This window comes from Dietzia sp. UCD-THP (genome assembly GCF_000349585.1).
Lineage (GTDB): Bacteria > Actinomycetota > Actinomycetes > Mycobacteriales > Mycobacteriaceae > Dietzia > Dietzia natronolimnaea_A.
In genome coordinates this window covers 83895-107102 of record NZ_KB714655.1, presented here as the reverse complement: position 1 = coordinate 107102, position 23208 = coordinate 83895, and the positions used below count along the sequence as shown (strand labels likewise).

The 23208-nt window shown below is 70.9% G+C and carries 25 protein-coding genes and 1 riboswitch; of the genes, 10 read left to right on the top strand and 15 right to left on the bottom strand.

Going from position 1 to position 23208, the window contains the following annotated elements:
• Position 1: 1 nt before the first annotated feature.
• From H483_RS34105 to H483_RS34095, 3 genes are all read left to right on the top strand, one after another.
• Positions 2-1243, top strand: a complete 1242-nt coding sequence (locus H483_RS34105; RefSeq protein WP_017837854.1) for an FAD-dependent oxidoreductase — start codon at positions 2-4, stop codon at positions 1241-1243.
• A gap of 77 nt (positions 1244-1320) precedes the next feature.
• Positions 1321-1521 carry a sulfur carrier protein ThiS gene (gene thiS, locus H483_RS34100; RefSeq protein WP_017837853.1) on the top strand — a complete coding sequence of 67 codons (201 nt, stop codon included), beginning with the start codon at positions 1321-1323 and terminating at the stop codon, positions 1519-1521.
• A gap of 22 nt (positions 1522-1543) precedes the next feature.
• On the top strand, positions 1544-2311 hold the full coding sequence (locus H483_RS34095) for a thiazole synthase (RefSeq protein ID WP_256378857.1): 768 nt from the start codon (positions 1544-1546) through the stop codon (positions 2309-2311).
• Between the two features lie 87 nt (positions 2312-2398).
• On the opposite strand, the gene H483_RS34090 is transcribed toward H483_RS34095, so the two are convergent.
• Positions 2399-3049 carry a DUF1707 domain-containing protein gene (locus H483_RS34090; protein WP_017837851.1) on the bottom strand — a complete coding sequence of 217 codons (651 nt, stop codon included), beginning with the start codon at positions 3047-3049 and terminating at the stop codon, positions 2399-2401.
• A gap of 86 nt (positions 3050-3135) precedes the next feature.
• On the opposite strand from H483_RS34090, the gene H483_RS34085 reads away from it, so the two are divergent.
• Both H483_RS34085 and H483_RS34080 read left to right on the top strand, forming a co-directional pair.
• Positions 3136-4050, top strand: coding sequence for an ABC transporter ATP-binding protein (locus tag H483_RS34085; RefSeq protein WP_017837850.1), 915 nt, complete (start codon positions 3136-3138; stop codon positions 4048-4050).
• Complete coding sequence (locus H483_RS34080) at positions 4047-4811, top strand: ABC transporter permease (RefSeq protein WP_017837849.1); 765 nt, start codon at positions 4047-4049, stop codon at positions 4809-4811. Before H483_RS34085 ends, H483_RS34080 begins: the two co-directional genes overlap by 4 nt.
• A gap of 112 nt (positions 4812-4923) precedes the next feature.
• Here the strand turns inward: H483_RS34080 and thiC are convergent, their stop codons facing one another.
• Entirely contained in the window at positions 4924-6627 is a 1704-nt protein-coding gene (gene thiC / locus H483_RS34075) for a phosphomethylpyrimidine synthase ThiC (protein WP_042330043.1), read from the bottom strand.
• Positions 6623-6737, bottom strand: a riboswitch (TPP riboswitch). (Overlaps the previous gene by 5 nt.)
• A gap of 73 nt (positions 6738-6810) precedes the next feature.
• Between thiC and H483_RS34070 the strand changes: the two genes are divergently transcribed.
• Positions 6811-7107: a GNAT family N-acetyltransferase gene (locus H483_RS34070; RefSeq protein WP_017837847.1), complete on the top strand. Its 297-nt coding sequence runs from the start codon at positions 6811-6813 to the stop codon at positions 7105-7107.
• Between the two features lie 49 nt (positions 7108-7156).
• Entirely contained in the window at positions 7157-7612 is a 456-nt protein-coding gene (locus H483_RS34065) for a CD225/dispanin family protein (protein WP_017837846.1), read from the top strand.
• A gap of 76 nt (positions 7613-7688) precedes the next feature.
• On the opposite strand, the gene H483_RS34060 is transcribed toward H483_RS34065, so the two are convergent.
• The 5 genes from H483_RS34060 to H483_RS34040 all read right to left on the bottom strand — a co-directional run bounded on the left by H483_RS34060 (position 7689) and on the right by H483_RS34040 (position 11777).
• Positions 7689-8105: a CoA-binding protein gene (locus H483_RS34060; RefSeq protein ID WP_017837845.1), complete on the bottom strand. Its 417-nt coding sequence runs from the start codon at positions 8103-8105 to the stop codon at positions 7689-7691.
• Between the two features lie 123 nt (positions 8106-8228).
• Positions 8229-9122, bottom strand: coding sequence for a polyphosphate kinase 2 (ppk2, locus tag H483_RS34055; RefSeq protein ID WP_017837844.1), 894 nt, complete (start codon positions 9120-9122; stop codon positions 8229-8231).
• Between the two features lie 37 nt (positions 9123-9159).
• Positions 9160-9960, bottom strand: a complete 801-nt coding sequence (locus H483_RS34050; protein ID WP_017837843.1) for an exodeoxyribonuclease III — start codon at positions 9958-9960, stop codon at positions 9160-9162.
• A gap of 13 nt (positions 9961-9973) precedes the next feature.
• Complete coding sequence (locus tag H483_RS34045) at positions 9974-11110, bottom strand: GNAT family N-acetyltransferase (protein WP_017837842.1); 1137 nt, start codon at positions 11108-11110, stop codon at positions 9974-9976.
• A complete protein-coding gene (locus H483_RS34040) occupies positions 11103-11777 on the bottom strand; it encodes a peptide deformylase (RefSeq protein ID WP_017837841.1) in 675 nt (224 codons plus the stop codon). The genes H483_RS34045 and H483_RS34040 overlap by 8 nt, the downstream gene beginning before the upstream one ends.
• 98 nt (positions 11778-11875) lie before the next feature.
• On the opposite strand from H483_RS34040, the gene H483_RS34035 reads away from it, so the two are divergent.
• The 3 genes from H483_RS34035 (at position 11876) to H483_RS34025 (ending at position 13314) form a co-directional block, all read left to right on the top strand.
• Positions 11876-12211 (top strand): DUF3263 domain-containing protein, encoded by a 336-nt coding sequence (locus tag H483_RS34035; RefSeq protein ID WP_017837840.1) that lies wholly within the window; start codon positions 11876-11878, stop codon positions 12209-12211.
• Positions 12212-12226: 15 nt separating this feature from the next.
• On the top strand, positions 12227-12910 hold the full coding sequence (locus H483_RS34030) for a LytR C-terminal domain-containing protein (protein ID WP_017837839.1): 684 nt from the start codon (positions 12227-12229) through the stop codon (positions 12908-12910).
• A gap of 89 nt (positions 12911-12999) precedes the next feature.
• Positions 13000-13314, top strand: a complete 315-nt coding sequence (locus H483_RS34025) for a hypothetical protein (protein WP_017837838.1) — start codon at positions 13000-13002, stop codon at positions 13312-13314.
• A gap of 91 nt (positions 13315-13405) precedes the next feature.
• On the opposite strand, the gene H483_RS34020 is transcribed toward H483_RS34025, so the two are convergent.
• From H483_RS34020 to H483_RS33985, 8 genes are all read right to left on the bottom strand, one after another.
• Positions 13406-13774 (bottom strand): monovalent cation/H(+) antiporter subunit G, encoded by a 369-nt coding sequence (locus H483_RS34020; RefSeq protein ID WP_017837837.1) that lies wholly within the window; start codon positions 13772-13774, stop codon positions 13406-13408.
• Positions 13771-14064, bottom strand: a complete 294-nt coding sequence (locus H483_RS34015) for a monovalent cation/H+ antiporter complex subunit F (protein ID WP_017837836.1) — start codon at positions 14062-14064, stop codon at positions 13771-13773. Before H483_RS34015 ends, H483_RS34020 begins: the two co-directional genes overlap by 4 nt.
• Positions 14061-14738, bottom strand: coding sequence for a Na+/H+ antiporter subunit E (locus tag H483_RS34010; protein ID WP_017837835.1), 678 nt, complete (start codon positions 14736-14738; stop codon positions 14061-14063). Before H483_RS34010 ends, H483_RS34015 begins: the two co-directional genes overlap by 4 nt.
• 1 nt (position 14739) lies before the next feature.
• A complete protein-coding gene (locus tag H483_RS34005) occupies positions 14740-16365 on the bottom strand; it encodes a Na+/H+ antiporter subunit D (protein WP_017837834.1) in 1626 nt (541 codons plus the stop codon).
• Positions 16362-17000: a Na(+)/H(+) antiporter subunit C gene (locus tag H483_RS34000; protein WP_017837833.1), complete on the bottom strand. Its 639-nt coding sequence runs from the start codon at positions 16998-17000 to the stop codon at positions 16362-16364. Before H483_RS34000 ends, H483_RS34005 begins: the two co-directional genes overlap by 4 nt.
• Entirely contained in the window at positions 16997-20041 is a 3045-nt protein-coding gene (locus H483_RS33995; protein WP_017837832.1) for a Na+/H+ antiporter subunit A, read from the bottom strand. Before H483_RS33995 ends, H483_RS34000 begins: the two co-directional genes overlap by 4 nt.
• A 132-nt stretch (positions 20042-20173) precedes the next feature.
• A complete protein-coding gene (locus H483_RS33990) occupies positions 20174-20698 on the bottom strand; it encodes a hypothetical protein (RefSeq protein WP_017837831.1) in 525 nt (174 codons plus the stop codon).
• A 190-nt stretch (positions 20699-20888) separates the two neighbouring features.
• Entirely contained in the window at positions 20889-23207 is a 2319-nt protein-coding gene (locus H483_RS33985) for an AAA family ATPase (protein ID WP_017837830.1), read from the bottom strand.
• Between the last annotated feature and the right edge of the window lies 1 nt (position 23208).

Sequence of the window (23208 nt, the reverse complement as noted above, 5' to 3'; positions counted from 1 at the left end):
CGTGACTCCCGACACCGGACCTGCCGTCCCGAGGATCGGCGCCCGCCGGCTGGCCGTGATCGGCGGTTCGGTGATCGGCCTGGCCTGCGCGTGGTCGGCCGCCAGGACCGGGCTGGCCGCGGAGGTGGTGATTCACGAGCCCGACGACTCCGGCCCCGACGGGGTGCCCTCCTCGGCCGCGGCGTGGGTGGCCGGCGGCATGCTCGCTCCGTTCAGTGAGGCCTGGCCGGGGGAGGAGGCGGTGTTCGCCCTCGGCGTGGACTCGCTCCGCCGCTGGCCGGAGATGCTGAGCGCGCTCGAACCCTACGTCCCGCCCGGTCCCCCCGTCCGGACCGCCACCCGCACCCACATGTTGGCCGTGGACGAGGCCGACGCCCGGGACCTCGACATGGCCATGGAGTGGGCCGCCCGCCAGCCGGACCCCACCCGCGACGGCCCCGACTCGCGTCCGGGCTCCGCCGTGTTTCCGGGTTCGGCCGTACTGCGGTGCTCCGCGTCGCACCCGGACCCCGGCATCACCGAGGCCGACCTGCGCCGGGTCACGCGGCGGGAGCTGCGTGAGGCCGAGCCGTCCCTGGCCCGCGTCGCCCGCGCCGCCTATCGGATGGACTCCGAGGGGGCCGTCGACAACCGCGTCCTGCTGGCCGCCCTGACCCGCGCGTGCCGCGCCGAGGGCGTGAGGTGGGTGCGCAGCGCGGTGACCTCGATCGACGACGTCGACGCGGACCGCATCGTCCTGGCCGCAGGTTCCGGGTCCGCCGACCTTGCGGGGTTGCCGGTGCGCCCGGTCAAGGGCGAGGTGCTCCGGCTGCGCGCCCGGCCAGGCTGCGAGGACCCGCCCCGAGGGGTGGTGCGGGCGTTCGTCCGCGGCAGGCCGCTCTATCTGGTGCCGCGCGACGGCGGTCTGGTCGTGGGCGCCACGCAGTACGAGCACGGTGACGACCGGCAGGTCACGGTCGCCGGGGTGCGCGACCTGCTCGCCGACGCCGAGATGATCTTCCCCGGGATCGGGGAGTACGAGTTGGCCGAGGCCATCGCCGGTCTCCGGCCGATGTCGCCGGACAACCTGCCGTTCCTCGGCGCCGACCCCCGGGAACCGCGCCTCATCCACGCCTCCGGTCATGGCCGCAACGGCATCGCGCTCACCCCGGTGACCGTCGCGGCGGTCTGGGCGGAGTTGCACGCCGTGCGCGGCCCGGCGGCTGCGCGCGCCGCCGCGCCGGACCGCTTCACTCGCGGATGAGGTCTCCGGCACAGACCACTACGCTGGGGTCACACGTCACCACCCCGGGACGTCACGACCGTGCCGCAGGAGGCCCCATGATCGTCACCGTGAACGGCGAGGACCGCACACTCGCCGACGGCGCGACCGTCCGCGTGCTCGTCACCGAACTCGACCTCCCCGACGAGGGGGTGGCCGTGGCGGTCGACGGCGTGGTGGTGCCCAGCTCGGGCTGGGACCAGGCCGCACTGGGCGCGGGAGCGGAGGTGGACGTCCTCACGGCGGTCCAGGGTGGCTGAGGTCGCAGGCCCGGCCGAGGTCCTGGGCTCGCCGCTGGTCATCGCCGGTGAGGAGCTGGGGTCCCGCCTCATCATGGGCACCGGCGGGGCCGGCAACCAGGAGGTTCTGAGGGAGTCCCTCATCGCCTCCGGGACGGCACTGACCACCGTGTCCATCCGCAAGGTCGACCTGCGACTGGGGTCCGACGGGCTCGGGCTACTCGGGCTGCTGCGCGAACTCGGCATCCGGCCTCTGCCCAACACCGCCGGCTGCCGGGGTGCCGCCGAGGCGGTCAAGACCGCGCGACTCGCCCGTGAGGCGCTGGGCACCAACTGGGTCAAGCTCGAGGTGATCGCCGACGAACGCACGCTCCTGCCCGACGCCCTGGAACTGGTGGAGGCCGCGGAGGATCTGGTCGACGACGGGTTCGTCGTCCTGCCCTACACCACCGACGACCCCGTCCTGGCCCGCCGCCTGGAAGATGTCGGCTGCGCGGCCGTGATGCCGTTGGGCGCTCCCATCGGCACCGGCCTGGGGATCTGCAACCCGCACAACCTGGAGATGATCGTCGAACGCGCCGGGGTGCCGGTGATCTGCGACGCCGGGATCGGCACCGCCTCGGATGCGGCACTGGCGATGGAACTCGGCTGCGACGGGGTCCTCTTGGCCACCGCCGTGACCCGCGCGGAGAACCCGCCGCTCATGGCGGCGGCGATGCGGGAGGCCGTCCGCGCAGGCCACGCCGCCCGCGCCGCCGGACGTATCCCGAAGAGGTTCTGGGCGCAGGCGTCGAGTCCGCCGGTGGACTGACGCCGACGGGGTCGACAGGGTGAGAGTGCCCCGTGCCCCGTGCCCCGTGCCCCGTGCCCGGTGCTCTGTCGACGGCGCCCGGAGGGTCTACCGGGTCCGGGGAACCCTGCGCACCTCCACGCCGCCCATGAGCGCGAGCCCCGTGACCCGCACGACCGGGGCGCCCGGAGAGGCCTGCCGCACCGGTCGGGGGTCGGGCTTCCACCTGCCGGCCTCCTCGCCGAATCCGCCCATCAGACCGAGCCCTTCCACCACGACGTGGATGTCGTCCGGTACATAGATCTCGACCCCGCCCATGATCGCGAAGGCGCGGATCGTGGTCTCGTGCGCCTGAAGAGAGGCCTGGCGCAGGTCGAGTTCGACCCCGCCCATCACGGCGAACGCCGTGTGCTCGGCCGGGAGCGTCCACGCGCCCCTGCGCTCGCATCCACCCATGAACGCCAGTGACGACGACGGACCGGTGCCGCCGGTGACCCTCCGCTCGGGTGCCGCCTCGTGGTGGAGCCCGGGTCGGGACACGCCGTCGCCGCGGGCGGGGGAGAGGTCGCGGGTGAGCTCGGCCAGGTCGGACTGGAACAGCGCCCCGTACGCCTTGGTGGTGCGCTCGTCGAACTCCGCCAGGGTCAACCGTCCCTCCGAGTAGGACTGCTGGAGGAACCGCGCCGTCGCCTCACGCTCGTGGTCCGATGCACGGATCGACGGGAGGTCAGGGCCGGGATCGTCGCGTGCGTCGTCCATGTCACGAGAGTAAGCCCTGACACACCTGGGCGGGAGCTGAGCGGGAGGAACCCGCTATCCGGACCACGGCAGGCACACTGGAGCCCATGATCGAGGTACGCAATCTCACCAAACGCTTCGGCGCCGCTACGGCAGTCGAGGACCTCAGCTTCGTGGTGCGGCCAGGCGTCGTCACCGGCTTCCTCGGCCCGAACGGTGCCGGGAAGTCCACCACCATGAGGATGATCGTCGGTCTGGACACCCCTACGTCGGGGGAGGCGCTGATCAACGACCAGCCGTACCGGACGCTCGCGGATCCCATCCGCACCGTCGGGTGCCTGCTCGACGCGTCGTGGACCCACGCCAACCGGTCCGCGCGATCGCACCTGAAGATGATCGCCGCCGCGGGCGGACTGCCCGACAGCCGCGTCGACGAGGTGCTGTCGCTGGTCGGCCTGACCGAGGTGGCCGGCCGCAAGGTGGGTGGCTACTCCCTGGGCATGCGGCAACGGCTCGGTCTGGCCACCGCCATGCTCGGCGATCCCGAGGTGTTGCTGTTCGACGAACCGGTCAACGGACTCGACCCCGAGGGAATCCTCTGGATCCGCCGTTTCATGCACGCCCGCGCCGCCGAGGGCCGGACGGTGCTCGTCTCGAGCCACCTGTTGTCGGAGATGGCTCAGACGGCCCAGGATCTCGTCGTCATCGGCCGGGGGGTCCTGCGCGCCCAGACGTCCGTCGAGGAGTTCCTCTCCGCGGCCCGGTCATCGGTCCTGCTGCGGACGCCGCACGTCGACGAGTTCACGGCCGCGGCCCGGGAGGAGGGGATCAACGCCACCTTCGACCCCGAGGAGGGGGTGTTCCTCATCGAGGGGCTGCCGGCCCACCGGGTCGGTGACCTCGCCGCGAGCCTGGGGATCACCGTCCACGAACTGCACGAGAAGCGGGCGTCGCTCGAGGAGGCCTTCATGGCGCTCACCGACCAGGACGTCGAGTACCACGGTCAGGAGACCACCCGATGAACCTGTTGAAGTCCGAGTGGATCAAGGCCACCACCACCAAGAGCGCCTACTGGCTCTACGGACTGGGAATCGTGCTCGCCGTCGGCCTCGCCGCGATCATCGGCCAGTTCGAGCAGACCTCCACCGGGGAACCGGTGGCCGGTGCGCCCGGCGGCGGCGGTGACCCGCTGTTCGCGATACTGGGGGTCAGCGCGTTCACTGTGATCCTGGCATGGATCGCCGCGATCGTCGCCGTGACCGGCGAGTACCGGTTCCACACGAACAAGGCCACCTTCCTCGCCTCACCGTCGCGGTGGCCGGCGGTGCTCGCCAAGACGGCGCTGTTCACCGTGATGTCGATGGTCGTGACCGCCGTGGCAGTGGTGGTCTCGCTGCTGGCCGCGGGGGCGCTGTCCGGTCTGGACTCGTGGACCCCGTTCTCGGGCGACGGGCTGACGTACCTCGTGCGGTTCCCCGTCTACGCGGCGGTGGGCACCCTCGCCGTGATGGGCCTGGCGTACATCATGCGCAACGCCGCCGGCACCATCTCGCTGTTCCTGGTGTGGACGTTGGCGCTGGAGGGCATGGTCTCCCTGATCCCCCGGGTGGGGCAGGACATCGCCGGCTGGATGCCGTTCGCCAACGGCGACTTCTGGACCCAGGGTGAGACCGCGCGCGGGTTCATCACGTGGGGCGAGTGGCCGGCGTTCGCGTGGTACGCGGCGGTCTGCGTGGCGCTGTGGGTCGCGGGTCTGGTGATCACCCTGCGCCGCGACGCCTGAACGGCACCGATGACACGGCCCGGGTGTAGGTACACCCGGGCCGCGTCTCGTCGCGGGCTGGGCCGCGCGCGGGCTGGGCCGACTCGCGGGGGGGCGGACGCCCTGTGGAAGGTCAGTGCTGACTGATCGGCAGGTAGACGCGGGAGCCCTGTTCGGCGAACTCCGCCGATTTCTCCGCCATCCCCGCCTCGATCGCCTCGACCGTCTCCATCCCGTGCTCGGCCGCGTAGTCCCGGATGTCCTGGGAGATCCGCATCGAGCAGAACTTGGGACCGCACATCGAGCAGAAGTGGGCGGTCTTGGCGGGCTCGGCGGGCAGAGTCGCGTCGTGGTACGCCAGCGCGGTGTCCGGGTCGAGCGCCAGGGCGAACTGGTCCCTCCACCGGAACTCGAACCGCGCGGTGCTCAGCGCGTCGTCCCGTCTCTGTGCGCCGGGGTGCCCCTTGGCCAGGTCCGCCGAGTGCGCGGCGATCTTGTAGGTGATCACGCCGGTCTTGACGTCGTCGCGATCGGGCAGGCCCAGGTGCTCCTTGGGGGTGACGTAACAGAGCATCGCCGTACCCGCCTCCGCGATCCGCGCGGCGCCGATGGCGGAGGTGATGTGGTCGTAACCCGGTGCGATGTCCGTGGCCAGCGGCCCCAGCGTGTAGAAGGGCGCCTCCTCGCACCACTCCTCCTCGAGCCGCACGTTCTCCACGATCATGTGCATCGGCACGTGTCCGGGGCCCTCGATCATCACCTGGACGCCGTGGCGCTTGGCGATCCCGGTGAGCTCACCCAGCGTGCGGAGCTCGGCGAACTGGGCCTCGTCGTTGGCATCCGCGATCGATCCGGGCCTCAGGCCGTCCCCGAGGGAGAACGTCACGTCATAGCGCGCGAGGATCTCGCAGAGCTCGGTGAAGTGGGTGTAGAGGAACGACTCGCGGTGGTGCGCCAGGCACCACGCCGCCATGATCGAACCTCCGCGCGAGACGATCCCGGTGACGCGCTTGGCGGCGAGCGGGACGTACCGCAGGAGCACGCCCGCGTGGACGGTCATGTAGTCCACGCCCTGCTCGCACTGCTCGATGACGGTGTCGCGGTAGAGCTCCCAGGTCAGCGCGGTCGGATCGCCGCCCACCTTCTCCAGTGCCTGGTAGATCGGCACGGTCCCCACGGGAACGGGGGAGTTGCGCATGATCCACTCGCGGGTTTCGTGGATGTCCCGCCCGGTGGACAGGTCCATGATGGTGTCCGCACCCCACCGGGAGGCCCACACCATCTTCTCGACCTCCTCCGCGATCGAGCTGGTGACCGCGGAGTTGCCGATGTTGGCGTTGATCTTGGTGAGGAAGCGCTTGCCGATGATCATCGGCTCGCTCTCCGGGTGGCGGTGATTGGCCGGGATGACGGCGCGGCCGGCCGCCACCTCGGTCCGCACCACCTCGACGTCGATCCCCTCCCTGGCGGCGATGAAGCGCATCTCCGGGGTGATGTGGCCCGCGCGGGCCCAGGCCAGCTGGGTCCGCACCGGCGTGGGGTCCTCCGCCGAGGCGGGCGCGGCCTCCGGGTGGGCCCAGCCGTCGCGGGTGGGCGGCAGTCCTGCGGCGAGGTCGTGGCACTCCCCGGCGTCGGCGTACCCGGTGTACGGACCGGAGGTGTCGTAGACGTCGAACGACGTGCCATTGGTCAGGGCGATCCGCCGGACGGGCACGCGCAGCGTGATGCCCTCCGCCGGGATCTCAAGGTAGGACTTGCTGCTGGAGTGGATCGGACCGCAGGTCACGGACTCGATCGAGGTGGAATCTGCGCTGGTGGTGGACGTGTGTGTGCCCATGATGCTCACTGCTCCCTACGCCGGCATGACCCGGACAGGTTCTACGGTCGACGGCCCGGCCGGCCGTCCTCTCAGCCCGCGCTCCGAAGCGGACTCCCGTGTGGACGAGTATGAAATTGTGCCGGGTGAGCGTAACCCGACGAGTAGCATCGGGTGTGGAACACACCCTGCCGAAGGAGTCCCATGTCCCGAGTGGAGTCACTGGTGTTGGTCCACAACACCGATAGAGACCGGTTCGAACTGTGGGACGGCGAGACCTTCATGGGCCTGGTGGGGTACGAGAAGGACGGCGAGGTCTTCATCCTTCTGCACACCGTCATCGAGGAGCATTTCGGTCAGCAGGGAATCGCTCGGCTGCTGGTCAGCCTGGTGCTCACCCGGATGCGCCTGGACGGGTGCAAGATCCGTCCGGTGTGTAGCTACGTCCGCCGTTTCCTCATCCGCTTCCCCGAGTATCAACTCCTCGTGGCCCCCCGCTGACCCGGGAAGGGTGTTTCGAGGAGCCCACTTGCGGGGATACGATTCGGGCATGACGAATCCGAGTTACCCCGGTTCCTCCTCCGACTCCCCGTACGGTGCCGGCCAGACCCCCGGGCAGGACTCCGGCTACTGGCAGGACTCGGGCTACGGCCAGGGCCCGACATACGGGCAGGGCGCATCGTCGTACGGCCAGCACCCGGGTTACGGGGCCCAGAGCCCCGGGGGGTTCACCGGCCCGACCGGAGCCGCTCGGCCGGGCCCGCCGTCGAACATCGGCTGGGCGGTGGCCTCGATCCTGTTCTTCTGGCCGCTGGCATTCGTCGCGATGACCCGGGCCTCGGACGTCTACCCGCTGTGGGCGGCCGGGCACCATGCGGAGGCCGAAGCGGCGAGCGCGTCCGCCAAGAAGCTCGGCCTCATCTCGCTCGGCCTCTTCGCCCTGCTGATCGTGCTCTACTTCGCCTTCATCTTCGCCATGATCGGACTGAGCGCCAGCGGGTTCTGACCCGCGGGCGGGCCGTTCCCGCCACGGCGGGCGTTCCCGCCACGGCGGGCGTTCCCGCTCAGGCAGGTGTTCCCGCTCAGGCGATGCCCAGACGTGGCGCCTCGATGGCCGGGCATGCGTCCATCACCACGTCGAGCCCGGCGTCGGCGGCACGCTGGGCGGCGGCCTCGTCTATCACGCCGAGCTGGAGCCAGACCGCCTTCGCGCCCCGGGCGATCGCCTGGTCCACGACGTCGCCCGCGAGCGCCGAATTGACAAAGACGTCGACCACATCGATCTCGCCGGGCACCGACGCGAGATCCGGGTACCCCTGTTGGCCGTGGACCGTCTCGGCCCTGGGATGAACAGGGACGATCTCGTGACCCAGGTTGAGGACATACGCGGCGATCCCGTGCGCGGTCCGGGCGGTGTTCGCCGACAGGCCCACGATCGCCCAGCGACCGGGTTCCGAGAGCAGACGTCTGACAACGGCCGGATCATTCGTGTGACTCATACCCGGTGCAATGCGCGCCGGCGCCCGGACATTCCCGACGGGTCGTGTGCGCGGGGCCTTCCTTCGCAGGCTCAGTCAGTCCCCGACGAAGCCTGTGCGCGGGGCCTTCCTTCGCAGGCTCAGTCAGTCCCCGACGGCGTCCTTGGCGCGGCGGACGATCTTCGGGTCGGGGTCAAACACGACCTGGGGGTCCTTCTCCGGGTAGTCGAACTGGTGGAGGAAATGGCGCATGGCGTTGATGCGCGCCCGCTTCTTGTCGTTGGACTTGATGGTGATCCAGGGAGCCCAGTCGGTGTCGGTGCGGCGGAACATCTCCTCCTTGGCGGCGGTGTACCGGTCCCACTTGTCCAGTGATTCCAGGTCCATCGGGGAGAGCTTCCATCGCCGGACCGGGTCGAGCTGCCGGATCGCGAACCGGGTCTTCTGCTCCTCCTGGGTGACGGAGAACCAGAACTTCGTCAGCCCGATGCCGGAATCCACGAGCATCTTCTCGAACATCGGTGCCTGCTCCATGAACGTGGAGTACTGGGCGTCAGTACAGAACCCCATCACCCGCTCGACGCCGGCCCGGTTGTACCAGGACCGGTCGAACATCACCAGCTCGCCGCGGGTGGGCAGATGACTGATGTAGCGCTGGAAGTACCACTGGTACAGCTCGGTCTCGGTGGGCTTGATCAACGCCACCACGCGGGCCTGTCGCACGTTGATGTACTCGGTGAACCGCTTGATCGTCCCACCCTTGCCGGCGGCGTCCCGGCCCTCGAACACGATCACGTGCCGGTGACCCGACTCGGCCTGCCAGTTCTGGAACTTGAGCAGCTCGATCTGCAGCAGGTACTTCTCCACCTCGTACTGGTTGCGGTCCAGTCGGTGGTCGTACGGGTAGTTCTCCCGCCACGTGTCGACGGCCCTGCCGTTGATGTCGATGAGGTCGGGGTCCTCACCGTGGTCGTCGCGGACGGTGAAGCCCTCGGCGCGCAGCCGGTCGATGTAATGGCGGAGTTGGAACGTGGACATCGGTGGGGGCTCCTGGTGCTGAGACGAGGTGGCGGTGTTAGTCGAGGTCCACGACGACGGGCGCGTGGTCGGAGGCGCCCTTGCCCTTGCGTTCCTCGCGGTCGATGAACGCGCCGGTCACCCGCGACGCGAGTTCCGGCGAGTGCAGCTGGAAGTCGATACGCATGCCCTGCTTCTTGGGAAAGCGCAGCTGGGTGTAGTCCCAGTAGGTGTAGACGCCGGGGCCCGGGGTGTACTCGCGGGTGACCTCGCGGAAGCCCGCCCCGTCGAAGGCGGCGAAGGCCTGGCGTTCGGGCTCGGACACGTGGGTCTTGCCGTCGAAGACTTCCATGTCCCACACGTCGTCGTCGTGCGGTGCCACGTTCCAGTCGCCCACCAGCGCCACCTGCGCCGACGGGTCGGCGGCGAGCTCGGCGGACGCGTGGTCGCGGAGCCGGGCCAGCCACTCGAGCTTGTAGGTGTAGTGGGGGTCCGCCAGCTCGCGACCGTTGGGCACGTAGAGGCTGTAGACGCGGACGCCGTCGCACACCGCCGAGATGGCGCGCGCCTCCGGGTCCTGCGTGACCTCGGGGTCCTTGTGGAAACCGGGCATGTCGTCGAAGCCCAGCCGGACGTCGTCGAGCCCCACCCGCGAGGCCACGGCCACGCCGTTCCACTGGCTGAGCCCGTGGTGGGCGACCTGGTATCCCAACTCCTCGAACGCCTCGTGCGGGAACTGGTCGTCCTTGCACTTGGTCTCCTGCATGGCCAGGACGTCGACGTCCGAGCGTTCCAGCCAGGCCGTGACGCGGTCCCGTCGAGCTCTGATCGAGTTGACATTCCAGGTGGCCAGGCGCATGGCGAGCAGTCTATTACCCGGCGTCGGATCGCGTGGACCGCGGAGTGGAACCCTCGACGACGACGAGGTGACGCATCGAATGGTGCGGGGCCAACCCGAGTTTGGCCCACAGGCCGCGGCCGGCCGAGTTGTCCGCGAACACGTGGAGGTGGCACTCCTCGGCGCCCAGCGACCGACCCCACCCGACGAGCGCGCCCGTGACGACCTCGGCCAGCCCGCGTCGGCGGTGGGCGTCGGCGGTCTGCACGCACGAGACCGCGATGCGCGGCGCCCCGTCGGGCCCGGTGGTCACGGCGCCCCGGGCGATGGCTGCCAGGTCGCCGTCGTGCTCGACGCGCGCGAACACCACGTGCCCGCCCGGTCCCGGCTGCTCCTGGTCTGTCCCGCCCGTCACTGTCCCACCCAGCCCCGCTCCATCCAGCCCCGCGGTCGCCAGCATCGCGGGCCGGACCCGGTCGGGGTCCAGACCGGCGGTGGCGTGGTACAGCGCGAGCCAGTCGTCGTCGGGGGAGTCGGCCAACACCACCGGGGGCCGCGCGTCGGCGGGGACGGTGGCGTCCACGCGATCCAGCAGTTCGCGGCTGTCGACCGTGCACAGCACGAGTTCCCTGTCCGCGTGCACCCGTGCGGGATCCACCGGCCGACCGTCGAGCAGCATCCGGTCGGCGTCCACGAGCCGGTCCACGGCCACCAGGCGCAGCGGCAGGCCGCGGGCCGCGTACCAGTCGCGAACCCCGTCCAGCTCCGAGCAGCTGGCCCACGGCAACACCGGGACCGCGGAATTCCCGCGGTAGGACCAGTCGTCGCCGGCGCGGCAGAACCAGCCGTCGACGAGCTCGAATTCCGTGCCCGGCCAGGCCAGCGCGCCCGCGTACTCGTGGGCCCGGATGTCGCGTGCGCGGACCGGCCGGGGCGGTAGCACCTTGAGCACCGCGATGTCGGAATCGGGGATCCGCACCTCCTCGCCCGATTCGCGGCGCACCACGAGTTCGGGATCCAGCGCGAGAACGTGCCCGATGACGTCGGTGTAGAGGTGCGACCCCTGCCCGGCCTCCAGATGGCGCCGGACCACCACGCGCATCCCCACCTCCACGCGTCGGCCGGCGTTCCACCGGGACCGTTCCGCCAGACCCCGGTCCTGCTCAGCCACGGGGGGCGGTGGCCTCGTCGTCGTCCCACCCGTCACCGTCGTCCTCGTCGGCGAACGGATCGGGATCGGTGGTCGGGTCCCAGCTCAACCCGGGCACCCCCCAGCCCGCGTCCCGGATGTGGCGTTTGGCGGCCTTGCGGTGACGGCCGATCAGGTGGTCGGTGTAGAGGTACCCGTCGAGGTGACCGACCTCGTGCTGCAGGCACCGCGCGAACAGGCCGTAGCCCTCGACCGAGACCGGCTCGCCGTTCTCGTCGGTTCCGGTGACCCGGGCCCACCAGGCGCGCCCGCGCGGGAAGTTCACACCGGGGACGGACAGGCACCCTTCGAGGTCCTCCTCCGGGTCCGGCATGGTCTCCGGGATTTCGGAGGTCTCCAGCACCGGGTTGACGATGCAGCCGCGGCGGTTGAGCCACCCGCCGCGGGCCTCGACGTCCTCGCGGGAGACGCCCTCGCCGTCCTCGGTGTCCAGATCGGGGCAGTCGTAGACGAACACCCGCTTGCGCACCCCCACCTGGTTGGCGGCCAGACCCACCCCGTTGGCGGCGTCCATCGTGTCGTAGAGATCCCGGACGAGGTCGCGGATCTCCTCCGGGGACTCCGTGACGGGGTCGGTGGGGGAGTGGAGGGCGGGATCGCCGAGGATGACGATGGGCAGGACGGCCATGGCAGACGATCCTAGTGCGCACCTGGCAGGGTGTCGGATCCGTGTGGTTCACTACGGGGGAATCACAACGGTGTGATCCGGGCACAGGAGGCGAGCGAATGGGTCGATCAGCAACCGCGGCACGCCGACCGCAGGTCGAGGGCGGCTCGCCGCCCGCGGACGAGCTGCACGCCGCCGACCCCGTGCTGTCCGACAGGGACCAGGCCATGCTCGAGTTCGAGCGTCAGTGGTGGAAGTTCGCCGGCTCCAAGGAGGAAGCGATCCGGCAGAAGTTCGACATGTCCGGGACCCGCTACTTCCAGATCCTCAACGGCCTCATCGACCGCCCCGAGGCGCTGGCCGCGGACCCGCTGCTCGTCAAGCGGCTTCGTCGCATGCGCAGCAGCCGTCAGAAGGCACGCGCGGCGCGCAACCTGGGAATGCGGCTCGACTGACCTACACTCACCGGCGTGAGCTCCCAGCCCGAAACCTCGCAGTACGACCCCTACGGTCCGGGTGCGCCCGCCGGCGACGCCGGGGCCGGCCCCGACCAGGATGAGCCGACCGGCCCTCCGTACCGGGCCATCGCGATGGTCCTCCTCGCCGCGGTGGTCCTGGCGATAGGCATCGGGCTCGTCCAGTTGTTCGGGGGCGACGACGAGACCCCGACCGCCACCGATCAGGACAGTGCCCAGGTCGAGCAGGCCGACCCGCCCGCGGCGCCTGCCCAGCCCGGGGACGCCCCCGCCGACCCGCAGGACGCTCCCGACGGCCAGGCGGTGCCCGGCCAGCCCGGCCAGCCCGGTGAACCCGGTCAGGCCGCCGAGCAGCCTCCGGCCGGCCAGCCCGGCGTCCCGGCCGTGACCGCGGTACCCGTGCAGGTGTTCAACAACAGCACCGTCTCGGGGCTCGCCGGGAGGACCGGCGAGACGCTCCGCGAGTCCGGTTTCGCCGTCGGCGAGGTGGCCAACCTGCCCTCGAACCGGCCGGTGGTGTCCGAGTCGACGGTCTACTTCGGAACCGGTGCCGGTGAGCGGCAGGCCGCCGAGGCCGTCGCGGCCCAGCTGGGCATCCCCGCCCTGCCCCGGCCTGCCGATCTCGAGGTGGGTGCCCCCGGTGTGATCGTGATCGTCACCCAGGACCTCGACCGCTGACGGCTGAGGATATGATGAGTCCACGCACTCCGCCCGTCGGGACGCGTGCTCATAGCGACCTGCAGCTTTCCGAGATCGAAGGAGCCCTCATGGCCCCGCGTCAGACCGCCCGCCGCCTCATGGTCGCGGTTCCCGCATTCGCACTCGCGTTCGCCATGACCGCGTGTACTCCGCCCAACGAGGAGCCCGCGGATCCCGACGCCCCCTACACCCTGCCCACCTACACGGGGGAGGCCGACGCGGAGGCGGAGGACGCCGCCGTGGTCGAGGGCGCGGAGGTCGAGGGTGCGGAGGTCGAGGTCGTCGAGGTCGAGGAGGACGTCCTCGTGGAGGTCCCCGTCGGGGATCAGCCCGCCCAGGGTCAGAACGGGACCGCGGTGTCGCCCGCTCAGCCCGCCCCGTGATAGACCGGTAGCCCGGCACCACCGGACGAGCCCCGCCCCCGCGAAGGGAGCGGGGCTCGAGTCGTCCCGGGGCCCGGACCGGATCGGCGAGCTAGGGCGTGTTCTTCCGGTTGGCCTCGCTGGCCTGGAACTTCTCCAGCACCGGGGCCTCGTGGGTGATCGTGCCGTCCTCGACGCTCTCGTGGTACGCCAGGTTGCCCACGCGGTTGGCGATCACCGGGGCGGTGCACACGGCCACGATGCCGGCCAGCAGCAGCATTCCCAGGTCGATGTGGGGGAAGATCCGGACACTCGCCCCCAGCAACACCAGCACCAGTCCCAGGACCTGCGGTTTGGCGGCCGGGTGCATCCGACTCAGGGTGTCGCGGAAGCGCACCAGACCGATGGCGCTGGCGAGGGTCAGCAGCGCCCCGGCGAGGACGAAGAGCGCCGAGACGATCTCTCTGGGGTCGTCGGTCATGTGAGGGCCTCCTTGTCGACCCCGGAGGTGTCGCTCACGCGGAACCGGGCCACGGACACCGATCCGAGGAAGGCGACCAGGGCGAGTGCCACGAGGGCGGCCGCCGCCGTGGTGTCCTTACTCCATGCGATGTACACCCCGACGCCGCACTGGGCGATCGCGGCGAGCATGTCCAGCGAGATCAGTCGGTCGAGGGTGCCCGGACCACCGATCAGACGGATCATGGTGGTGAACAGTGCGAGCGTCAGGGCGACCACGGCCGCGCTCCACAACAGCAGTGACAGGCTCATCGGTGCTCCTCGCTGTCGGACACGGGACCGGACACGGGATCGGACACGGGTTCCGGCTCGGCCGTGCGGTCGTGGATGCGGTCCGGGCCGTCGGCCTCGTACTCCTCCGACGGGGCGCAGTAGTGCTGCGGGCTCGGTTTCCAGTCCTCGGGCCGCTCGAACGCCCGAGAGTACAGCTGTTCGACGTGGGCGGTCTGGCGCCGGAACCGCTCGACCGCCTCGGGGCTGCCGGCGTCCAGGACGTGGACATACACGTACCGGGCCACCGGATCGACGCGCACGACGACGCCTCCGGGCATGAGGTTCAGGGTGTTGACGGCCAGGGCGAGCGTGAAATCCGACCGGAGGCTCATCGGCGCCCGCAGTACCGCGGAACGAGGCGGCGCCTGCGGGCGCACGGACAGCCACGCCACGGCGAGCGAGGAGCGGACGAGATAGTAGGCCACCACGATCACCAGCCACACCGTCGACAGAGGTCTGACCAGGCCCTCCACGGGCACACGGGGGAGCGGGAGCAGGACCATCACCACGATCGCCACGAGGACCCCGGCGGCGACGGTCCCCACCTCGATCGGGCCCCACAGCATGACCCACGCGACCGTCAGCCAGAGCATCATGAACAGGCGGGAACCGATCACGCGGGGTTCGAGACGGGTCGTGATCCTGCGGGCCATGTCAGCGCACCCCCGTCACGGAACCGGTGTAGCGGTCGGGCGTCGCGTCGAGGGGGATGGTGTCCAGATAGTCATGCCGCTCCATCAGACTCTCGGCGGCCCGGTCGGTCACCCCGAGCAACGGGCCGGCGAACACTGTCATCAACAAGGAGACCACGATCAGGGCCATGGTGGGCGCGACCATGCTCAGCGGCATCCGGCCGACCTCCTCGCGCTCGTCGAACTCCACGTACTCGTCGGAGGGCAGCAGCGCCAACGGCTTGGCCAGGGCCACCGCACCCTCCGGGGCGTCCGCCCGGGGACGCCAGAACGCCTTGGACCACACGCGCACCATCACGTAGAGCGACAGCAGGCTGGTGACCATCGCCCCGGCGACGAGGACCCACATGAGCGCCCCTCCGACCTCGGCGCCGGCCTGGACCACCGCGAGCTTGCCGATGAACCCCGAGAAGGGCGGGATGCCGCCGAGGTTGAGGGCGGGGATGAGGAACATCACCGCGAGGACGGGGCTGGCCACCGCGAGCGAGCCGAGGCGGCGCAGGGAGGACGACCCGGCCTGCCGCTCGATCAGTCCGACCACCAGGAACAGGGTGGTCTGGACGATGATGTGGTGCCCGACGTAGTAGATCGCCGCACTCAGCCCGTACCCGGTCGACAGGGCGATGCCGAAGATCATGTAACCGATGTGGCTGACGAGGGTGAACGACAGTATTCGTTTGATGTCCGACTGCGCGATGGCGCCGAGGATGCCGATGACCATCGTGAGCAGACCCGCCACCAGCAGGACGCCGTCCATGGCGCCACCGGGGAACACGAGGGTGTGGAAGCGGATGATCGCGTACACACCCACCTTGGTCAGCAGTCCGGCGAACACCGCGGTGACGGGGGCGGGCGCGGTGGGGTAGGAGTCGGGCAGCCAGGTCGACAGTGGGAAGACGGCGGCCTTGATGCCGAACGCGACCAGGAAGACGGCGAAGATCGTGTTCCGCAGCCCCTCCGGGACCTCGGCCATCCGCACGGAGAGCTGGGCGAGGTTGAGTGTGCCCGCGGCCGAGTAGGTCAGGGCGATGCCGAGCAGGAAGACCATCGAGGACACCATCGACACGACGGTGTAGGAGACCCCGGCGCGGACGCGTTCCTGACTGGCGCCGAGCGTGAGCAGGACGTAGGAGGCGGCCAGCAGCATCTCGAACCCGACGAACAGGTTGAACAGGTCGCCGGCGATGAACGCGGCGTTCAGTCCCGCCGCGAGCGCCAGGTAGGTGGGGAGGAAGATGGAGGTGGGCTGGTCGCCGTCGCCGTCGCGGACACCCTGTCCCACGGCATAGATGATCACCGTGAGCAGGACGATCGCCGACACGCAGAGCATGAGCGCGCTGAGCCGGTCGGCCACCAGGGTGATGCCCACGGGCGCGTCCCAGCCGCCCACCTGCACCGTGTGGACGCCGTGCTGGTCGGTGAGCACCAACAGGACGCCGGCGATCACCAGCACGACGGTGAGGGTGACGACGGTGATGATGTTCTGTACCCGGGGTCGGCGGGAGACCACCAGGCACAGTGCCGCGGCGAGCAGGGGTATGAGGACGACGGAGGGGATGAGGTAGCCGAAGAGGTCGGGGGAGATCACCGGTCGCCCTCCCTTCCGTCGTCTCCGCGGTCCCCGTGGTCTCGGTCGTCTCCACGGTCTCGGTCGTCCCCGTCGCGCCGGTGGGTGGTCCTCCGGGGGCGTCGGGCGGGCACGTCGCGCCCGCGGGCCGCCTCTCTCGCCTCCGCTTCGGCCTCTGCCTCGGCCTCTGTCAGGTCCTCGTCGTCGTAGTCGACGTGGTCCCCGAGTTCGGTGGGTTGACCTGTGCTGTGGTCGTCGGACAGGTCCCGGTCGGGCGCGGACCAGGCGTCGGTGGGTGAGCGCTTGGCGATCTTGGTGTCCTCGGCGTCGTCGGCGACCTCGTCGGCGGTGGTGAACTGGTAGGAGCGGTAGGCCAACGCCAGGATGAAGGCTCCGACGCCGGCCGTGATGACGATCGCGGTGAGGATCATCCCGTGGGACAGCGGGTCGGAGTCGGCGGCGTCGGGACTCCGGCCGCGGCCCATGATCGGCGGACTGCCGGGCGGGCCCCCCGCGGCCAGCAGGAGCAGGTTGATGCCGTTGGAGAAGATCATGATCCCCAACAGGATCTTGATGATCGCCCGCTCCAGCAGCAGGTAGACCCCGGCGGCGCAGAGGAGCCCGGCGAGCAGCAGCAACCCGAAGTCGGCGGTCATGACCTGCCTCCTGACGGGGCGCCCTGGTTCTCGGCGGCCTCGCGGCGGGCGGCGCGGTGGGCGGCGAGGTCGGAGCGTGCGCCGTCGGCGTCGACGCCGGGGACGCTGCGCAGTGCGGCCGTGGACGGCGACTCGGTGGCGTCCACGTAGATGGCGCGCAGCTCCTCGAGATCCTCGGCGTCCAGATCGAGTCGGGCGCCCAGGCTGCGGAGGATGTCCAGGACCAGACCCACGACGATGAGGTAGACGCCGGCGTCGAAGAGCAGCGCCGTGACGAACTTGACCTCGCCGAACACCGGTAGCGTGGCCTCGAACGTCGCGCTCGACAGGGCGGGGGCACCGAAGAACATGGAGGCGGTGGCCGTGCCTGCGGCCAGGAGCAGGCCGAGGCCGAGGATCCGTCCCGCGTCGATCGGGATGGCCTCACCGAGCTCGTAGCGCCCGCCCGCGAGGTAGCGCAACACCAGTGCCAGGCCGGCGACCAGACCGCCCGCGAATCCGCCGCCGGGGTTGTTGTGACCCGCGAAGAAGAAGAACAGGCTGAGCACCATCATCGTGGGGAACACGAGTCGGGTGGTGACCTCGAGGACCAGCGAGCGGGCGCGCGGGTCTCGGACGGTGGCGCCGACGAGCCACCGGCCGGGGGTCGCGCCGGGCGCCTCGATCACGATCCGGGCCGCCTCGACGCCGCGCCGACCGGAGCGGGTCTTGTCGACGTCGGCCAGGCGCGGACCGGAACCGTAGCGACGGTTGCGGAAGACGAGACTGGCCACACCGGTGGCCGCGACGAGCAGGACGGTGATCTCCCCGAGAGTGTCCCAGGCCCGGATATCGACCAGGGTGACGTTGACGGCGTTGGCGCCGTTGCCGATCCGGTAGGCGATGTCGGGGAAGTCGAGCGAGACGGCGGGGTGCTGGCGCGCGTTGATGGCGTAGGCGCCGGTGACCACCACGAGCAGACCGACGCCGATCCCGAGCCAGGCCCGGAGTCGGCGGTAGCCGTGCGAGAGCGGCACCTCGGCGGGCATCGTGCGCAGAACCAGCACGAACGCGACCATCAGGAGCGTCTCGACCAGGGCCTGGGTGAGCGCGAGGTCCGGCGCGCCGTGGAAGGCGAAGATCACGGCGAGTCCGTACCCGGTGACGGACATGCAGATCACCGCGGCGAGGCGGTTGCGCAGCACCGCGGCGGCCACCGCGGCGAGTGCCATGGGGATCATGACGATCAACACGACCGGGTTCGCGGACAGCTCCATGCGCAGGCCCTCGCGCGTCCCGGCGAGGAGCGAGATGAACGGGAACAGCACAAGGGTCACGAGGATGATCCCCAGGGTGAGCGGGAGCGAACCGCGCTGGATGCTCGCGGTCAGCCGCAGGGAGAGTGTGTCGAAGAACCTCAGGACGGCGTCGTAGATCCGGTCGGCGTTGCCGAGCGCCGGTGAGTCGAACTGCATCCTCTCCACGGTCCGTTGCGCCACGTAGAGCAGGGTGCCCAGCACGTAGACCACCAGGGTGAGCGCGAGCGGGATGCCGATCCCGTGCCACAGTCCGAGGTGGTACCCCTCGGGGCCGCGCCACGGGCTCCCGGGCGGGAACGCCACGTCGACGTAGCGGGCGATGAGGTTCTCGACCGGGGCGTTCCACAGGCCCAGCACCAGTCCGGAGACCGCGAGCACCGCGGGCGCCGAGAGGAACAGTGGTCCGGCCGGACGGGATCCGGCGACGGCGGGGCTGATGCCGTCGGGGAAGGACCGCTTGGATCGGAACGCGCCCATGACCAGGCGAGCGGTGTAGGAGAACGTGAGGACGGATCCCGCCACGAGCCCTGCCGTGACGACGAGCGACGGCATCCCGTGCAGGCGCTCCTCGGACAGGACGGTGGCGAACGCGGCCTCCTTGCCGACGAATCCGAGGAAGGGGGGCAGGCCGGCCATCGAGGCGGCGGCGAGGGTGAAGACGAGAGCGAGTGCGGGACGTCGATGTCCCAGCCCCGACAGGTCGCGGATCTCGCGGGTGCCGGTGGTCTTGTCGATCACCCCGACGGACATGAACAGGGCCGACTTGAACAGCGAGTGCGCGAGCAGCATCGTCAGTCCGGCGAGCATCGTGTCGCGCGAGCCGATACCCACCAGGACGAGGAGGAATCCGAGCTGGCTCACGGTGCCGAACGCGAGCACGAGCTTGAGGTCGGTCTCGCGCAGGGCCCGCCACCCGGCCATGAGGAGCGAGACCAGGCCCAGCACGATGAGCGGGAGCTGCCAGGTGGACGAGCCCGACAGGCCGGGGGTCAGGGCCGCGACCAGGAACACTCCGGCCTTGACCATCGCTGCGGAGTGCAGGTAGGCGCTGACCGGGGTGGGGGCGGACATGGCGCCCGGGAGCCAGAAGTGCAGCGGGGCGATCGCGGACTTGCTGCCGGCGCCGACGATCACCAGCACGAGTGCCCAGTGGATGAGCGGGCCGGACGGCGGCGAGGCGACCACGTCGCTGATCAGGTAGGACCCGGCGGCCTGGCCGAGGATGATCATCCCGACGAGCATCGCCAGACCGCCGAGGGTGGTGACGAGCAGCGCCTGGGTGGCCGCGCGGCGAGCGGTGGCCCGCGCGGCGTAGTGGCCGACTAGGAGGAAGCTCAGGACGGAGGTGATCTCCCAGAAGATGTAGAGGAGGATCATGTTGTCGGCCACGACGAGGCCGAACATGACGCCGGCGAAGGCCACGAGTTCGGCGGCGAACAGGTGCAGCCGGGGTTCGTCGTCCTCGAAGTACCAGGTGCAGTACACCAGGACCAGTGCGCCCACGCCGAGGGCGATGAGGGCCAGGAGCGCGGAGAGGGCGTCCATCCGCAGGTCCAGCGCGAGGTGGATCTCGGGCGCCCACCGGACGGACTCGGTGGGGACGCGGTCCAGGTTGGCGGCGACCCACACCGCGCTCGCGGCGGGCACCAGGGCCAGGGCGAGGAACGCTCGACGGCCGAATCTCAGGACCAGGGGGATCGCGATCAGGGTGGCCACGGCGTGGGCCGAGAGGATCGCGATCACCGGCGGCTCCTCTCGTGATGTGGACCGGGAGACGACGCGCGTGCGCTCCCGCCGTATGGGGCGGGATGCCGGTGGTCGACCAGGGTCGGGGTTCGCCGAGAAGTTTACAGAAGGCCTCCGACGCGACCCTTTTCAGCGCAGGTGGAGTACGGTGGCCGCGCTCAGGAGTGCGGCGATGGAGGCCTCGGAAGGGGACCGCCCGAAACCCATGGCCCAGGTCGCACGGCGGCCGCAGGTGGCCCTCAGGATCGTGCACCAGGACTCGGACCCGTCGAACGCCTCGCCCTCGTACTGGTGGAAACGCTCGATCTCCACGCGGGCCCCGACCCGGCCCAGCATCTCGGACATGGCGGTGAGGTCCCCGCAGGACTCGGTCGTCAGGCGGTGGGCGGTGAACTCACCCGGCGCGGAGGGATCCCGGGTGGCCAGGATCGCCTCGTAGGCGAAGATCCCACGGCCCAGCGGGCGGCGCGAGAAGTCGGCCAGGTGGAAGTGGTCGGTCGACGGTGCGTAGGTGTCGAGCAGCTCCCGCCAGTCCAGTGTCTCCGCCTCATCGGCGAAGCCGCGCGGCAGGCGGCGCCCGAACCGCTCGGCGAAGGGGCAGGAGTCCGACCGGGTGGAAAGACCGGCCGAGTGGTCTGGTGTGGTGGTGCGCATGGTGTTCTCGTCTCAGACGTCGGTTCGGAGACCGACGGAGATCGAGCAACCACGCAACGGGGGTGCCGGTCTTCAGGCCCCGTTACGTCCGGTTACTACGAGAATCTTCCGCATGGCGGGAGAGTCTAGACGGCGGGGCGGCCGGCGACAAGCCGGCCCGAGCGCGAGCTCCGACCTCCCGGCACCGGTCCTAGGACTCCCGTCGCTCGGCGTACAGGCGCAGGCTCTCGACCTGCTCGGGGTCGAGGGAGGGCGGGACCACCCGCCGCGCGCGGGCCACATCGTCCGCGGTGACCTCCGCCGCGTCGATGTCGCGTCGCATGGCGGTGAGGGCCGACTCGCGGAGGAGCGCGGCGCAGTCCGCCGCGGAGTACCCGTCCAGATCCGCGGCGAGCGCGGCCAGGTCCACGTCGTCGGCCAGCGGCACGCTGCGACCGGAGGCGCGGAGGATGTCGGCCCGCGCCTCGGCGTCCGGTGGGGGGACAAAGACGAGACGTTCGAGCCTGCCCGGCCGCAGCAGCGCCGGGTCGATGAGTTCGGGACGGTTGGTCGCGCCGAGGATCACCACGTCGCCCAGCGGCTCGGCGCCGTCGAGCTCGGTGAGCAGTGCGGCCACCAGGCGATCGCCGACACCGGAGTCCCCGGACTGGCCCCTGCGGGGCGCCAGGGCGTCGATCTCGTCGAGGAAGACCAGCGACGGAGCCGAGTCCCGAGCCTTGCGGAACAGGTCCCGCACCGCCTTCTCCGACGAGCCGACCCACTTGTCCATGAGTTCGGCGCCTTTGACCATGTGCACCGTGAGGCGGCCACTCGCGGCGAGCGCCCGGACGACGAAGGTCTTCCCGCACCCGGGGGGCCCGTAGAGCAGCACCCCTCGCGGGGGTTGGACTCCCAGGCGCTCGAAGGAGTCGCGGTGTTGGAGCGGCCACAGGACCGTCTCGGTGAGGGCCTGACGGACCTCCTCCATGTCGCCGACGTCGTCCAGCGTGATCGATCCCAGACTCAGCTCCTCGGTCCCCGAGCGGGAGAGCGGCCGGATCACGGTGATCGCGCCGAGAAGGTCCTCCTGCTCGAGGCGCACCGTGACGGCCCCGCCGTCCGGAGCGCTCTCGCCGTCTCGGTCCGTGGCCCGGTCCGTCGCCCGGCCAGTGGACCGGTCTGTCGCCCGTTCCGTGGCCCGGCCCGCGGCGCGCAGGGCGGCCTCGCGGGCCAACGCCCTCAGGTCGCCCGCCACGTACCCGGGCGTCCGGTCCGCCACCGCGGGCAGGTCGAGTTCGCCGGTGGGCACGTCCCGCAGGAGCACCCCCAGCAGCGCGGCGCGGTCGGCGGCGCCGGGCAGCGGCAGGTCCAGCACGCGATCGCAGATGTCGGGCTCCCGCAGCCGGGAGTCGGCGTCCTCGGGACGCACACAGGTGGCCACCAGCACCGATCCCGGGTGCGCGACCACCGAGCGCAGCCGGTCCAGCACCAGGGTGGACACCGGTTCGGTCTGCGCCGGCAGGAGTGCATCCACGTCGGTGACGAGCAGGATCCCGCCGTTCTCCCTGGCCCGTTCGGCCGCGGCCCGGACGGCCTCGAGCCGACCCGCCGCGTCCAGGGACCCCACGGACGGACCGTCGAGCACCTCGAGCCGCCGGCCCGCCGCGACCGACCGCACCAACGTGGCCTTGCCGACGCCGGGCGGTCCCGCGATCAACACCCCGAGGTGCGGTGAGGTGCCCAGTGTGCGCAACAGGTCCGCCCGATCCAGGGCGAGGGTGAGCCACTGCTCCAGCACCTCCGCCTGGTCGGCGAACCCCACCAGGTCCCGTCGGTCGACGGCGGTGATCGTCGGGTCCGGGGCGGGGTCGCCAGAGTTGTCCGCCGAGCGTGGCGAGTCACCACGGGCGCTCGCCGTCGTCACACCGCGACCGGGGCCCGATGATCCAGCGGCTCCTGCGGCTCCCGCGGTTCCCGCGGCGACCACCGCGGTCGTGGGCTGGACGGAGACCACCCCGTCCGGCACCGTCGCGGTGACGGTGAGCAGCGCGGTGCTCCACTGCGCCCCCATGGTGTTGCGCAGGGTGCGGGAGGTGTCTCCGGTGGGGAAGTCTGGGCCGAGGTCGCGGGGCAGCAGTGTCACGGAGTCACCCACGCGCAGCACCTTGCCCAGCAGCGCGGACCGCAGTACCCGCTCGCCCACGCCCCGTCCCGCGGGCGGCAGGCCCTGGACCTCGACGGACTGGGCGCCGGTGACCCGGGCGGCCCGGACGGTCACCCGCGCGTCCCCGCCCAGACCGCAGTTGGCGGCGATCACCTCGTCCACCACCAGGATCCCGCTGGGGGCACCGGTCGCGGCGGCGGCGACCACGGCCGCCGTCGTGCGCGCGCCCACGATCTCGAGGGCGTCCCACTCCCGCATCCCCAGTGCCAGGATCACCTCCGGGTGCGCCCGGACGATGCCCCGGCGGGAATCGGCGGCGGAGGCCGAGAGGCGCAGGGTCAGGTCCAGGTCCGGGCGGGGGTTCACG